13 protein-coding genes and 1 rRNA gene are annotated in these 13,380 nt (G+C 55.5%); 12 read left to right on the top strand and 2 right to left on the bottom strand.

The window, feature by feature from the left end; translation table 11 throughout:
* The first annotated feature begins 26 nt into the window (after positions 1–26).
* Positions 27–755: an ethanolamine ammonia-lyase subunit EutC gene (eutC, locus tag O9H32_RS23615; RefSeq protein ID WP_269868578.1), complete on the top strand. Its 729-nt coding sequence runs from the start codon at positions 27–29 to the stop codon at positions 753–755.
* 223 nt (positions 756–978) lie between these two features.
* Here eutC and O9H32_RS23610 read toward each other — a convergent pair whose 3' ends face one another.
* Complete coding sequence (locus O9H32_RS23610) at positions 979–1,965, bottom strand: pectinesterase family protein (protein ID WP_269868681.1); 987 nt, start codon at positions 1,963–1,965, stop codon at positions 979–981.
* Positions 1,966–2,345: 380 nt separating this feature from the next.
* On the opposite strand from O9H32_RS23610, the gene O9H32_RS23605 reads away from it, so the two are divergent.
* The 9 genes from O9H32_RS23605 (at position 2,346) to O9H32_RS23565 (ending at position 11,533) form a co-directional block, all read left to right on the top strand.
* Positions 2,346–3,560, top strand: a complete 1,215-nt coding sequence (locus O9H32_RS23605) for a threonine synthase (RefSeq protein ID WP_269868577.1) — start codon at positions 2,346–2,348, stop codon at positions 3,558–3,560.
* The gene (locus O9H32_RS23600; RefSeq protein ID WP_269868576.1) at positions 3,557–4,222 is read left to right on the top strand and encodes an amino acid ABC transporter permease; all 666 of its coding nucleotides are present in this window, start codon (positions 3,557–3,559) and stop codon (positions 4,220–4,222) included. Before O9H32_RS23605 ends, O9H32_RS23600 begins: the two co-directional genes overlap by 4 nt.
* Complete coding sequence (locus O9H32_RS23595; RefSeq protein WP_269868575.1) at positions 4,203–4,865, top strand: amino acid ABC transporter permease; 663 nt, start codon at positions 4,203–4,205, stop codon at positions 4,863–4,865. The genes O9H32_RS23600 and O9H32_RS23595 overlap by 20 nt, the downstream gene beginning before the upstream one ends.
* Positions 4,866–4,908: 43 nt before the next feature.
* Positions 4,909–5,664 carry an amino acid ABC transporter ATP-binding protein gene (locus O9H32_RS23590; RefSeq protein ID WP_269868574.1) on the top strand — a complete coding sequence of 252 codons (756 nt, stop codon included), beginning with the start codon at positions 4,909–4,911 and terminating at the stop codon, positions 5,662–5,664.
* A 5-nt stretch (positions 5,665–5,669) separates the two neighbouring features.
* On the top strand, positions 5,670–6,584 hold the full coding sequence (locus tag O9H32_RS23585) for a transporter substrate-binding domain-containing protein (RefSeq protein ID WP_269868573.1): 915 nt from the start codon (positions 5,670–5,672) through the stop codon (positions 6,582–6,584).
* A gap of 178 nt (positions 6,585–6,762) precedes the next feature.
* Positions 6,763–7,770 (top strand): phosphotransferase enzyme family protein, encoded by a 1,008-nt coding sequence (locus O9H32_RS23580; protein WP_269868572.1) that lies wholly within the window; start codon positions 6,763–6,765, stop codon positions 7,768–7,770.
* 226 nt (positions 7,771–7,996) lie between these two features.
* Entirely contained in the window at positions 7,997–9,151 is a 1,155-nt protein-coding gene (locus tag O9H32_RS23575) for a phosphotransferase (RefSeq protein WP_269868571.1), read from the top strand.
* 116 nt (positions 9,152–9,267) lie between these two features.
* A complete protein-coding gene (locus tag O9H32_RS23570; RefSeq protein ID WP_269868570.1) occupies positions 9,268–10,209 on the top strand; it encodes a methylenetetrahydrofolate reductase in 942 nt (313 codons plus the stop codon).
* Positions 10,210–10,378: 169 nt separating this feature from the next.
* Positions 10,379–11,533 carry a metallophosphoesterase gene (locus tag O9H32_RS23565; protein ID WP_269868569.1) on the top strand — a complete coding sequence of 385 codons (1,155 nt, stop codon included), beginning with the start codon at positions 10,379–10,381 and terminating at the stop codon, positions 11,531–11,533.
* Between the two features lie 77 nt (positions 11,534–11,610).
* Here O9H32_RS23565 and O9H32_RS23560 read toward each other — a convergent pair whose 3' ends face one another.
* On the bottom strand, positions 11,611–12,030 hold the full coding sequence (locus O9H32_RS23560) for a hypothetical protein (RefSeq protein WP_269868568.1): 420 nt from the start codon (positions 12,028–12,030) through the stop codon (positions 11,611–11,613).
* Positions 12,031–12,284: 254 nt separating this feature from the next.
* On the opposite strand from O9H32_RS23560, the gene O9H32_RS23555 reads away from it, so the two are divergent.
* Together O9H32_RS23555 and O9H32_RS23550 are read left to right on the top strand one after the other, a co-directional pair.
* Positions 12,285–12,563, top strand: a complete 279-nt coding sequence (locus O9H32_RS23555) for a hypothetical protein (protein WP_269868567.1) — start codon at positions 12,285–12,287, stop codon at positions 12,561–12,563.
* A gap of 623 nt (positions 12,564–13,186) precedes the next feature.
* Positions 13,187–13,380 (top strand): 16S ribosomal RNA (locus O9H32_RS23550); the annotation flags it as partial.

The raw sequence follows: 13,380 nt of genomic DNA, 5'->3' as shown, positions 1-13,380 counted from the left end.
CCATGAAGGGGCGGAGGTGAGCGGGCATGACAGCCGAAGAAGAGCAGAGGGAACGGCAGGCGGGGATTTTTGCGGAGTTAATGAAACAGACGCCGGCCCGGTTGGCCGTGGGACGCGCCGGGACGCGCCCGACGACGGGCGCCATGCTGAAGCTGCGGCTCGATCATGCGGAAGCGGTGGATGCGGTGTACGGGGAGGTAGGAGAAGAGACGCTGGAGGCGTTCGGCTTGTTCTCTGTGGATACGAGGTTCGGTAACAAGGAGACCTATCTGAAGCGTCCGGATCTGGGACGCATATTGGCGGCTGAAGCCGAAACCGTAATCCTGGCCCGGTGCATACATGAAGCGGAGGTGCAGATCGTCGTCTCGGACGGTCTCAGTGCCAAGGCAGTGGAGGACAATCTGGCCGACGTGCTCCCTGCGCTGCTGGATTCACTTGAGATAAACGGGCTGCAGGCAGGGACTCCCTTCTTCGTGCGCGGAGGGCGCGTGGGCTGTATGGACGAGATCGGGCGGCTTCTGGAGCCGAAGACGCTCGTCCTGCTGATCGGCGAGCGGCCGGGTCTGGTGACGGCTTCCTCCCTTAGTGCTTACCTGTGCTACAAGCCCAGACCGGGGTGCCGGGATGCCGACCGGACGGTGATCTCGAACATTCACCGGGGCGGAACGCCGCCCGTGGAAGCGGGTGCCCATATCGGGAGCCTGTTGCGGAAAATGATCGAGCAGAAGGTCAGCGGGATAGGCCTGATCGTGTAGACGATTTATAGAACACTGCGGCCGGGTAGCCCTCATTAGCTTATTACGGAGCGCGTGGACGCCTTTCGGCTGCCTCGGCAGCGAAGGGTAACGGGACACAGCAGACGACGAAGAAAGACCCCGGGGCTTCGCAGGAAGCGCCGGGGCCTTTTCATGTTTTTTCTTGAATCACTATGAGGTCGAGGATCCCATACGGATATATCACCTATTTTGGAAAAAAACGTTATTTTGTTGGGTCCCATCCGTCGGTTCCCGCAAGCACACTCTTAGCCGTGATCGCGCCGGCCTGGGAGGAGGTCAGCTTCTTCGCCCAGTCTACCCGGGCAGAAGCGTTGGCACCGGCTCCTGTGCTTCCGTATTCATAGTAGCGGGCAGTCGCTTCGTTAGCGGTGTTCCCCCAGTTGTTCCATCCTTCGGGACGGATGTGGGAGTCCATGGCCGTATTGATGTAAGTTACTGCTGCATACGGCCTCCATGGCCGCCCGAGATAGACCGTAGCTTTGCCCGCCCCGTTTTTGGTCAGCCGGGAGTTCAGGAAGACATACCCGTACTTCTGGGATTGATCCGTCGATGCCGCTGTGACGAATCCCGTACCGAGGCTTCGGATCTCGCAGTTCTCGAATACGGCGGTCGCCGAACCGAAGATAAAATCGACCGTGCCTTCGATGTAGCTGTTGTAGTAGTATTGGCGTCCCGTTCCTGTGGCGTAGAGCGTATCTTGGTTGCCGAGCACCTTGATGTTCTTGAAGATCGCCCGGTCCCCCGATACGTAGAGGGCTACCGCTTGGCCTGCAGACGGACCGGCCGTGTTGCGGAAGGTAATGTCTCTGGCCTGAAAGTTACTCGCACGCACCATAGTGCTCGCGCTGTTCGTCGTACTGCCGGCCGTTGCGGCGGTATCGTTGTAGGTCAGGATGGTCCCCAGGGTGCTTTGGCCCAGCAGGGTAATATTGGGTTTGGTCGAGGGGATATTGATTTTCTCGTTATAGGTGCCGTTCTTGATATAAATGGTGCGCGTCGTCGTACTGTTGTCCGGAATCGAATTGATGGCGGCCTGTACGGTGGTATAAGCTCCGCTGCCATTCTTGTCCACGACGACGGCACCCGCCGGCTGAGTTGCGGCCGCAGCGGGGGAGGTCAACGGCGGCAGCGTTGCGAGCAGCAAGGTGGCCGTGAGCAGGGGCGTGCGCAGTTTTTTCCATGGGATCATCATAAGATCACAACCTTTTTCTTAGAATGGTTACTAAACAGGTGCTTCGGTATCGGTAAGCGGAAAATTTCACCTCCTTTGTGCAAACGTTACCAGAAAACGCATACATTTTCTTGTGCAGCATTGCTCATTTCCCCTTATTATTGCGTTTATTTGTCCATTAGCAGTCTGCTGCTCTCCTGACCCTACTCACCAAAACACACAAATTCCGAGTTGACACATGTGTTATATATGGAATAAGATGGGTACAGATTTTCTTGATCACAAGAGTTGACCGTACGAACGGAGGCTCCTGTTTCTTTCCGTGGCACAGCTATGTCTGCATGCTGCGGAAAGAATGGGGGCTTTTTATTTTGGAACAGAAATGGAAGGTGCCCCCTATGTCGCGTTACAGTTATTTTTCCCATCTGGAGTGCCCCAAGTGCCGGCAGACTTACGACGGCCGGGAAGTGCAGCAGCTGTGTGCCTGCGGCTCTCCTCTGCTTGCCCGTTACGAACTGGAGGAATTGAAGCGGGCGCTGCCACGCCCCGAGCTGGATGGAAGAGAGGCCAGTCTATGGCGTTATCATGAGCTTCTTCCGGTGGAGCTTCGCGAGAACGTGGTCACGCTCGGCGAGGGATGGACGCCCCTTCTCTCCCTGCCGAAGCTGGGGGCTGACTATGATATCGCTCATCTCTATATGAAAGACGAAGGAATCATTCCCACCGGTTCGTTCAAAGCCAGAGGGGCGGCGGTCGGCTTGTCGAAGGCCAAGGAGCTGGGGGTGAAGGCATTCGCCATGCCGACCAACGGCAATGCCGGGGCGGCCTGGTCCCTGTACGCGGCACGGGCCGGACTCCGGGCCACGGTCGTCATGCCGGTCGATGCACCGCTGATTACGCGCGGCGAGTGCGCCATTTCGGGGGCGGACCTCTACCTCGTGGACGGCCTGATCAGCGATGCAGGAAGGCAGGTGGCGGGGAAGATCGCCGCCGAAGGCATCTACGACGCTTCCACGCTGAAGGAACCGTACCGCATCGAAGGTAAGAAGACGATGGGTATCGAGATTGCCGAGCAGTTCGGCTGGTCTCTGCCGGATGTCATTCTCTATCCTACCGGAGGCGGCGTCGGCCTCATCGGCATCTATAAGGCGCTGTCCGAGCTGCTCGCGCTCGGCTGGATCGAAGGCCCGCTTCCCCGTCTGGTCGCCGTTCAAGCGGCAGGCTGCGCGCCTATCGTGAAGGCCTGGGAGGAGGGACAAGCCCAGTCGGAGTTTTGGCCGGACTCCCGCACGGCGGCCTTCGGGATCAACGTGCCGAAGGCGCTCGGCGATTTTCTCGTGCTCGAAGCGGTCTATGCTACAGGGGGCTGCGCCGTTGCCATTGAAGACGAGAGCCTGCTGCGGGAACAGCGCCTGGCCGCGGCCCTCGAAGGAGCTTTTGTCTGCCCCGAAGGTGCTGCCGCCTTCGCGGCTGCCCGCCTGCTTCGCGGGAGCGGCTGGATTCGGGACGGGGAGAGGGTCGTAGTGCTGAATACCGGCATGGGGATCAAGTATCCGGATACGGTGCCCGTGGAGGCCCCGGTGCTCCAGCCGGAGGAATCTTTGCCGTTATGACGCTGGATGTTCCTTATATGCTGGAGCGGCTTCCGGACTTCTACAAGGCGGTAGGAGTCACCTTCGGGGTCGCCGGCCTCGCCATTCTTGCCTCGATGCTCGTAGGACTGCTGAATGCGCTTCTTCTTTTCCTCCGTATCCGGATCCTGCAAGCCGTCGTCCGTGTGTATGTCGAGGCGGCACGCGGCACCCCGCTGCTGATTCAGCTGTTCTTCCTGTATTTTGCGCTGCCCTCCGTCGGAATCCGGTTGTCCGGTTATGCCACGGCCGTTCTGGCGATGACCTTTCTCGGAGGGGGATACTTGACCGAAGTGATCCGCTCGGGAGTGGAGGCGGTGTCCAGAGGGCAGCTGGAATCGGGTCTCGCTATCGGGCTGTCGCGCTGGCAGCTGCTGCGCTTCGTCGTCCTGCCGCAGGCGCTGCGCATTTCCACTCCGGCGCTGTTCAGCACCTTTATTTTTCTATTGAAGGAAACTACGGTAGTGTCGGCGGTTGCGGTTCCCGAGATCTTGTATACGACGACGAACTTTATTGCGCTTGAATACCGGACCTATGAAATGCTGCTGATGATGACGGCGTTCTATCTCGCGATCTTTCTGCCGCTGTCTTTCCTTCTGAGCTGGGTAGAGAGGAGGTTCCGTCATGGCCAGTTCGGGCTTTGATCTTCTCCTGCAGTCGCTGCCGCAGCTCGGCAGGGGAGTTCTCCATACGGCGGGGATCGCCTTTGCGAGCATCGCGTTCAGTACAGCGGGGGGATTGGTGTTCGGTGCGCTGCGCACTTCCCGTTTTTGGCCGCTGCGCGTTCTGCTGCGTACTTATTTGGAATTGTTCCGCGCCGTGCCGATCCTGGTGTGGCTGTTCTTTTTCTTCTTCGGCCTGCCGATTTTCTTTGGAATCAACGTGCCGAATGTGCAATGCGCCGTGCTGGTCCTGTCCCTGTGGGGCATCACCGAGATGGGGGAGGTGGTCCGGGGGGGCCTGCAGTCCCTGCCGAAGGGGCAGAGCGATGCGGGCCGGGCGATCGGACTGTCCTCTTGGCAGCTATTCGTCTATATTCTGCTGCCCGGTGCCGTCCGGCGCATCATTCCGCCCGGCATCAATGTCTGTACCCGGATCATCAAGACGACATCGCTGACTGTTCTGATCGGCGTGACGGAGATGATCAAGGCCGGTCAGCAGATCATCGAGCGGACCGGCGAATCGCTCATCATTTATGGGGCGTTGTTCTTATTCTACTTGGCCTTATGCTACCCGCTGTCGGCTGTCTCCCGTTCCCTGGAACAGAGGTGGAGCTCGTACGGGTGATCTGGCCGCGAAGCATTACTGCTCGGAAAGGGAGTGATCCGCGTTGACGGATCCGGTATTCGAACTGCGGAACCTGCGCAAGTCTTTTGACGGCACGGAAGTGCTGAGAGGAGTGAATCTGGATATCCGCCAAGGGGAGGTGATCGTCATCCTGGGCCCCAGCGGCTGCGGAAAAAGCACGCTGCTCCGCTGCCTGAACGGCCTTGAACCGGCCGATAGCGGCTCTCTCCGCTTTCATGGCCAGGAGCTCGGCGGCAGAGGAACGCCTTGGCGGGACATTCGCCAGCGGATCGGCATGGTGTTTCAGCGTTACGAACTTTTTCCGCATCTGAATGTCATGGACAATATTCTGCTAGGGCCCCTCAAGGTCCAGGGACGCTCCCGGGAGGAGGCGGCGGCTCAGGCTGCAAGCCTTCTGGAGCGGGTCGGCCTCTCCGGGAAGAAGGATGCCTTCCCCAGGCAGCTGTCCGGGGGGCAGCAGCAGCGCATCGCCATTGTCCGGGCCTTGTGCATGAACCCGGAGGTGATGCTGTTCGACGAAGTGACGGCGGCGCTCGATCCAGAGATGGTCAAGGAAGTGCTGGAAGTGATGCTGGGTTTGGCCCGACAGGGGATGACCATGGCGATTGTGACGCATGAGATGGGATTTGCCCGGGCGGCAGCCGACCGGGTGATCTTCATGGACGAGGGCAGCATCGCCGAGGAGGCGGACCCAGGCGTCTTTTTCACGAATCCGCAGACGGAGCGGGCCCGGCGGTTCTTGGATCAGTTTTTGACGGTAGAATCTTGGAAAGGGTGAGAGGAATGAGAAGAAGAACACAATGGCTCGCGACGGGCCTTGTAGTGGTGTTGGGAATGCTTGCGGGGTGCGGAGGCCAAGGAAGTGCCCCGGCCGGGACAGCGCCGGCGCCGGGAACGGCCAAGGATACGGCGTCCTCTGCAGCGTCTCCATCTTCCGGCGGAGGTTACATACAGAAGATTAAGGACCGCGGCAAACTGGTCGTCGGCGTATTTACCGATAAACCGCCGTTCGGCACCGTGGACGACAAGGGCAATCCGACCGGGTTCGAGAACGAGCTCGCGAAGCGGTTTGCCAAGGATCTGCTCGGGGACGAGACGAAGATCGAGTTCGTCACCGTGGAACCGGCATCGCGTATCCCGTATCTGCAGAGCGATAAGGTGGATCTGATCCTGGCGAATATGACGGTAACCGAAGAGCGGAAGAAGGCCGTTGACTTTACGAATCCCAACTTGAAGGTAGCCACGCAGGTGCTGGTCAAGAATGACGCGGGGATTAAGAGCCTCGCCGATCTCAAGGGCAAGAAAGTCATTGTCACCAAGGGAACGACAGCCGATATTTTCCTGACGAAGAACCGTCCCGATGTAGAACTGGTGAAGTACGACAAGAATACGGAATCCCTGCAGGCGCTGAAGGACGGGCGCGGCATCGGCTATGCCCAGGATAACTTCATCCTTTTCTCCTGGGCCCGCAAGAATCCCGGCTTCACCGTACTCCCCGAGAAGCTCGAGAAGGAAGCGCCGCTGGCCCCTGCCGTCAAGAAGGGCAATACGGAACTGCGCGACTGGGTCAACGGGGAGCTCGAGAAGCTCGGACAAGAGAAATACCTGCTCCAATTGTATAACAAGTACGTGTTAGACGACCTTGGACCCGATACCAACCCAAGCGACATTATCGTGGAAGGCGGAAAGTGGGAATAAGGGGCTGCGGCCGGACCTTTCTTTCGTAATCCGGCAAGCCTCGTGTACATAGGACGATCCTCTTGTTGAGGGTCGTCTTTTGGTTATAACCAAACTTGCCCTGTCAGGGAACCCGCGGAATTAGTACAGTAAGAGGATAGCGTAAGTACACACTGGTATTAAGAAAGGCGGGATGACATTGGGACGTTGGCAGGACCGAATAACCGAGCGCTGGGTGGACCAGATCGCAGCCGAACACCTGGGAGTCGGGAGCGGTACTCTTCGGGAGGTAGGCGGATTCGAGAATAAGATCTATGGCTTCAGCAGGGATTCCCGGGAATATATTCTCCGCGTCTCGCACAGTTCCCACCGATCGCGGGAGCAGATCGTCTCCGAACTCGATTGGGTGTGCTATCTGGCGGATCACGGCGTGAACGTATCCAGACCTGTGCCGCTGCGCTCGGGAGCCTTCTGTGAATCCGTGGAGGCAGAGGACGAAGGCTGCTGCGTGCTGACCCTGATGACCCGGGCGCCTGGAGCCCATGCCGGAGCAGGCAGCGCCGCTTGGGGAACGGGGCTCTTCGAATCCTGGGGCGCGATTACGGGACAAATGCATGCTTTAGCCCCAGGATACCAAGTTCCGGAAGGAATCGAGCCGAGGCCCTCGGAGGATTCACTTGATGTGGGAGATCCCGAAGGGATGCCGCCGGCCCAAGCGGACGTGTGGGGAAGATACCTTCAGCTTCAGCAGGAAATTGATGGATTGAAGCGGGAGCCGGACGGATTCGGGCTGTGTCACCGCGATCTGCATCAGGGGAATTTTTACGTCGATAATGCAGGGAAGATTACGGCGTTTGATTTTGATGACTGCGGGTATGAACATTATCTTCACGATATCGCCATGGCGGTATATTATTCATCGGTCTTCCCGGACTGGCGCAGGCCGGTGACGGACCCGGAGGTTCTGGCCTCCTCTTCGGAAGTGTTCCTGGATGCTTTCATGAAAGGTTATGGCAGAGAGCATACGCTGAGTCCGAGGCATTGGGCCAAACTCTCATTGTTCTTGGAGCGCAGGCGCTGCGATTTGTGCCTCCTTCTCTTCGAGGAGTGGGGCCGGCCGGATTCGATTCCCGAGCAGCGGGCCTGGCTGGAGTCCAATATAGAAGGGATCCGCAGCGGTACGCCAGCTATACCGGTATCGTGGTAGGGAGTAGCAAGTTTACTATAAGGCTCTATGCTTCAGTATCTCTCATGTCACGTGGTTTATCGGGGCCTTCGCTGCCTTTTTCTACAGGATCGCTGCATCGTAGCAGTCGGTCCTGTATTTTTTTTATTTTACATGCACCTTTTCGGAGGTAGGAGTCGTCTGACATGGTGAGTGGTATATATTACAAAATTTGGAATGGCACAAAAATATAACGGGAGCGTGTAGCATGAGTGGAGCAACGATCGCGGATAAATTGTACGAGCTGAGCGATTCCTTATTGGAAAGTGCGGTAACCTCTCTGACCGGCGTACAGGGGGGGACTATCGCCTCGTGGACCTGTCACCCTATTGGCTCCTTGGAAGGCAACTTTGTGACCGACGGCGTCTTTCGGGTGGAAGGATGGACGGAAGCGGCGAACGGCTCCATTCCCTGGTCGGTTATCGTTAAGATCATCCGTTGCGATCCGGAGCGGGATGATGCGGCCCATTATAATTACTGGCGCCGCGAAGCGCTGGTTTATCAATCCGGGCTCTTGAATGCATTGCCGGGAGAGGTGCGAACGCCTGTATGTTACGGTGTGGAAGAGAAGCACGATGGATCGGTTTGGTTATGGCTTGAGGATCTGCAGGAAGATGGGGCTCCATGGGGGGAAACGGAGTTCTCGTTTGCCGCCTGCCGGCTTGGACAGCTGCAAGGGGCTTATCTGGCCGGAGAGGCTCTTCCGGATGCGCCGTGGCTGAACCGGAGATGGCTTCGTTCCTGGGTCAGCGAGTGCCGGCGGTATCTGTCCTCGCCTCTACGGCAAACGGCGGGCTCCGTTCTGATGTGGCATCCGGGCATACAGGAGACGCTCGATCGTTACTCGCGGTTTTCACAACATATCGATGACTGGGTGACGAAGCTGGAGCGTTTGCCGCGCACCTTGTCCCATCAGGATTTTTATCAGAACAATCTCATGATACTCCGGCATTCGGGCAGAGCAGGTGGTTGGGAACTGGCCGCGCTGGATTGGCAGTTCGCCAGTCTGTCGGGCATCGGGGAAGACCTGGGTCGTTTTTATGGTCTGACGATGAGCCAAGGCCACATTACCCCTGCCTCATTCGGCCGGTATCGGCAGCTTTTTATCGAATCGTATATAGAAGGTCTTCGCGAAGCGGGCTGGAGAGGCGACGAACGGCTTGCGCATCTTGGGTTCCTTGCTTCTTGCGCGGTCCGATCCGTATGGGAGGTGCCTGAGCTGATACATAAGGTATCCATGCAGAGTATCGAGAGGCATTGGGTCTTGGGTCATGAAGACGAAGCGATCGAGCGATTGGTCCATGTTACCGAGGAACAGATGAACCTGGTGCGCGAATTGCAGAAGCTAAGCGAGGTGTTGTAATTCGCCGCTCTCTTTGTATCCGGCTCTATTGACAGATTATCCCCCTCTGTTTAGTATGAAAAAACACCATTTGAAAAACGGCGGCAAAAAGAGTCGGAGGAAGCGGAGGCCAGCAGATGCTTAAAGAGAAGATTCAAGGAAGGGAAGCGGGAATCGTTACGTATGGCATTACCCCGCCCAAACAAAATCAATCTCCGGAGAAGATCGCGGAAATTGCGCAAAAACAAATCGACCGCATTGCCGCAATGGGAATCGACGGTTTAATCTTATACGATATTCAGGACGAAGCGGACCGGGTCGATCAGGAACGGCCCTTTCCCTATCTGAGTACTGTCGATCCGACAGCGTACAGCAAGGAGTACTTGGAACCCTTAGCCGTTCCACATATCATCTATCGGAGTGTGGGCAAATATTCGGAGGACGAGCTCTCGCAGTGGATCTCTTCGGATCCCGGTCAAGAGAGATTCGCCGTCTATGTAGGGGCGTCGTCGAGCAAGCAAGAAGTTAGACTTGGTCTGCCGGCTGCTTATGAGCTCAGCCGCAAGCTGAATCCCGGATTGAATTTTGGCGGAGTCGTCATCCCTGAGCGGCATCTGACAAGAAAAGATGAACATCTCCGGATGGTGGAGAAGATGAGGAGCGGCTGCCGTTTCTTCGTATCTCAGGCCACCTATGATGTGGAAGCCTCCAAGAATGTGCTCTCCGATTACTATTACTTTTGCCGGCAGGAAGAGATCGAGATGGTTCCGGTTCTCTTCAATCTCACCCCCTGCGGCTCTCTGAAGACGCTTGAATTTATGAAGTGGCTCGGAATCAGCGTGCCGAAGTGGCTGGAGAACGACCTCATGAACTCCAATGATATCTTGGACAAGTCCGTAACCCTGACTCGCAAAATCATGGAGGAGCTCCTGGACTTTGGTCTTGATAAAGGCATTCCGATCGGCTGCAGCGTGGAGAGCGTTTCGACACGAAAGGTGGAGATTGATGCATCGGTGGAGCTGCTTAAGGCCGTTAAGCAGAGTATGGACAAGCGCCTTCTCCAAGCACAAACGGTCTAACGCCAGCAGAATGAAATGCCTGAAGAGAGGGACAAAGTTTAATCCCCTTCCTTCAGGTTTTTTTGTTCGGAGGGCTCTTCTGCGGTTGATTTGACGCGGCAGAATCGCGTACGCTATAGTAGGTCTCAAGGCAATGGTTGTAAGATTCAACTAGTCGGAGGACACAGCGATGAGATCCCGAATGTTCCCCATGTTGACGCTGTTTCTGCTTCTTTTCGCGGCGCTCAATTATTATGTTGGCTACCATCTATGGATGTATCTTTCCTTTATGTTGCGGTTTGGAGACAGCACGATCTTTTGGATTCTCTTCTGGATTGTGACCTTCTCTTATGTCATCGGACGGGCGGGCACCCGCTTTATCGGACGGCCTGCGGCCCACCTGCTGAGACAAATCGGCTCCATCTGGTTTGGCGTGCTCGAGTACTCGGTTCTGCTGCTTCCGCTCGCGGATCTTCTGTCCGTGATCCTGAGGGCGGGGGGAATGCCGACCGAAGATGTGCTGAAGCTGCTCGGCTCCATTGTGTTTGTCTTGTTGATCGCCTTGCTGGCGTGGGGGACTTATAACGCCTGGAATCCGGTTGTTCGCCGGTATAATATCCATATTCCAAAGAACGGCGGAGGCAGGGAGAGGCTCCACATTGCGATGGCATCCGATATTCATCTGGGCACCATAGTCGGCAACAAGCATCTCGGCCGGCTGCAGAAAGTAATGGACGCTTTGAAGCCGGATCTGATTTTGCTTCCGGGCGATATTATTGATGACGACATCGAACCCTTCGTCAGAGAGAAGATGTCAAGCGGACTTGCCCGCCTCACGGCGCCGCTCGGGGTATATGCAGTGCTCGGGAACCATGATTATTACGGGGGGCACGTGCAGCAGCTCGTTAAGGAGCTCCAAGCCATCAATATACGGACACTTCAAGACGAGCATGTGCTGATCGACAACAGCTTTTATGTCATTGGCCGCAAGGACCGTACGGCAGAAACCATGGAACCCGGCGGACGCTTCGCTGTTGAAGCGCTGACTGCCGCTGTCGATAAGAGCAGGCCGGTTATTTTGATGGATCATCAGCCCCATCATCTCGATAAGGCCTCCGAGGCTGGAATCGATCTGATGCTCTCCGGGCATACGCACCGGGGACAGATGGCCCCTAATCACTTGATTACCAGGCGAATCTTTGAGTTGGATTGGGGCTACCTTCTGAAAGGCGGCATGCATGCGATTGTTTCCTCAGGCTTTGGTACCTGGGGACCTCCTATACGTCTGGGCAGCCGCTCGGAAGTGATAGATATTCGGATTTCCTTTGGGACCGAGCCGGTATAACCAGGGTTCACTTGCATATCGTTTATGAAGGAAAAGGGCTTTTTTAAACAATCTGAGCGGCCTTGGGCCGCTCTTTTTCACTTCTTCTCTTCTTTCTTGTCTGTCTTCGCCGGGGTAGAGGATGGGGGAGCGGGGCTGCTGGAAGAGGAGACGGCTGGTTTGCTTTTGGCTGTCTTTTTGGTCTTCTTCTCTTTCTCTCTTCCCAGTTCGCGGGGGTGGTTGATGTACAGAATATTTCTGTAGTCCGGAGTGATTTCGAGCATGCTTGTTTGCCGCGACGGATCCATCACGACATACAGGTCTTGGAAGGCAATATCGTATTCGCCGTGATCTTTTAAGACGAGCTCGTAATCGTCGTCAGGAATTTCGTACTCAGCCGAGGCGACGGGATAACTGCCAGGTTTGAGCTCAATGGAACCTGGGTTGGCTTTGGCTGTGCAAGCGGTTAGTGCTATAGAGGCAAGGATCAGGACAAGCAGTGATTGTTTAGGGTTCATGAACGGTTCTCCTCTTGGATGGAAGGCTATGTACGCAAAAAAGCACACTGGTCACCGGTAAAGTGACAGCGTGCTTCGCTGAATAGGCCGTTCCATATGAATTTGTAAAGTTACTATAGCAGGTAAGCCTCAGGCTGTCTACAAAAAAATGGAAATGATAAGGAGCTTGTCTCACCGCTCCAATTCCGCAAGCAGATACAAATTGTGATATAATGCGCAGTAACAGAACATAACAGAATAGAGGGGGGCCGATCATGCAAATCCGTGTTATCGAAGCGGCCATGACGCACAGCAAGGAAGACGGCTACAGAGGGTATGTACAATTTCATTACGGGGAGCATAAGCAGCCGTATGAGTTGGCTCTCTTCAGCAAGCGTGGGATCGATTGGGATTACAGTTTGGTTTTCGCCAAAGAATCGGGGCCGGAAGAAGAGATCCTCGTTATGGAAGACAAGCTGGAGAACGACGATGACTTTTTCGAGGAGCTCGTCGATGCTGCATATGACACACTGGAAGAAGAGCCATTGGCATAACGATAAGGAGGGCAGCTATAGATGATGCTGTACCTCCTTTATTGTTATATCAACATTTAATCTAAGATAGAGGTATCCTTCCACTTCTTTATGTCAAAAATAAAGATACTCCTTAGATTCTTAAGATGAAGGTGGCCAGATTGTTTTCAATAAAAGGGCAGAAGTAGGACTTGCAATAGAGCCTTACGACGTGATATATTACATTTCCCGGTTCGCAGAGAGCGTCCGGACAGGACAAGAGTCGAGTCTTCTGGTCACCATATCCTAAGAATCTATTAGACGATAGGTGATCAAATTTAAATCTTGATTTATTGTAAAGAGTATGGTAGATTACATCTCGCGGCGTTGAATCGCTGCCGTGAAATTCTTCTGGTGCTGGTCTTTCGGGTCATCCTTAGATTGGATAACATTAGTAGGTTGCACGATGAGATGAAATATGCTACATTGATTCTCGCCGCTAAGAACCATGGCGAATGCAGTCGAAACGAATTGCCCTTTGAAAACTGAACATCGAGTGAGTGTTAAATATAGAAGCTCAGCAATGAGTTTCTGCCATGCAGTTGCAATTGAGATGCCGGTTACGGCAACGCAATTGTCAACCGTAATGAGTCATCAGCTTTTCTTTAATGGAGAGTTTGATCCTGGCTCAGGACGAACGCTGGCGGCGTGCCTAATACATGCAAGTCGAGCGGACCATTTCCTTCGGGGAATGGTTAGCGGCGGACGGGTGAGTAACACGTAGGCAACCTGCCTGTAAGATCGGGATAACTACCGGAAACGGTAGCTAAGACCGGATAGCTGGTTTCTCCGCATGGAG

The organism is Paenibacillus caseinilyticus, assembly GCF_027533645.1.
Taxonomy (GTDB): domain Bacteria; phylum Bacillota; class Bacilli; order Paenibacillales; family NBRC-103111; genus Paenibacillus_G; species Paenibacillus_G caseinilyticus.
This window is presented reverse-complemented; position numbering and strand designations above follow the sequence as displayed.

Bases quoted from the DNA above. Each gene is read 5' to 3' on its own strand.
- eutC (WP_269868578.1), top strand. From the start codon at position 27: ATGACAGCCGAAGAAGAGCAGAGGGAACGGCAGGCGGGGATTTTTGCG.
- O9H32_RS23610 (WP_269868681.1), bottom strand. From the start codon at position 1,965: ATGATCCCATGGAAAAAACTGCGCACGCCCCTGCTCACGGCCACCTTG.
- O9H32_RS23595 (WP_269868575.1), top strand. From the start codon at position 4,203: ATGGCCAGTTCGGGCTTTGATCTTCTCCTGCAGTCGCTGCCGCAGCTC.
- O9H32_RS23585 (WP_269868573.1), top strand. From the start codon at position 5,670: ATGAGAAGAAGAACACAATGGCTCGCGACGGGCCTTGTAGTGGTGTTG.
- O9H32_RS23570 (WP_269868570.1), top strand. From the start codon at position 9,268: ATGCTTAAAGAGAAGATTCAAGGAAGGGAAGCGGGAATCGTTACGTAT.
- O9H32_RS23600 (WP_269868576.1), top strand. From the start codon at position 3,557: ATGACGCTGGATGTTCCTTATATGCTGGAGCGGCTTCCGGACTTCTAC.
- O9H32_RS23565 (WP_269868569.1), top strand. From the start codon at position 10,379: ATGAGATCCCGAATGTTCCCCATGTTGACGCTGTTTCTGCTTCTTTTC.
- O9H32_RS23560 (WP_269868568.1), bottom strand. From the start codon at position 12,030: ATGAACCCTAAACAATCACTGCTTGTCCTGATCCTTGCCTCTATAGCA.
- O9H32_RS23555 (WP_269868567.1), top strand. From the start codon at position 12,285: ATGCAAATCCGTGTTATCGAAGCGGCCATGACGCACAGCAAGGAAGAC.
- O9H32_RS23605 (WP_269868577.1), top strand. From the start codon at position 2,346: ATGTCGCGTTACAGTTATTTTTCCCATCTGGAGTGCCCCAAGTGCCGG.
- O9H32_RS23575 (WP_269868571.1), top strand. From the start codon at position 7,997: ATGAGTGGAGCAACGATCGCGGATAAATTGTACGAGCTGAGCGATTCC.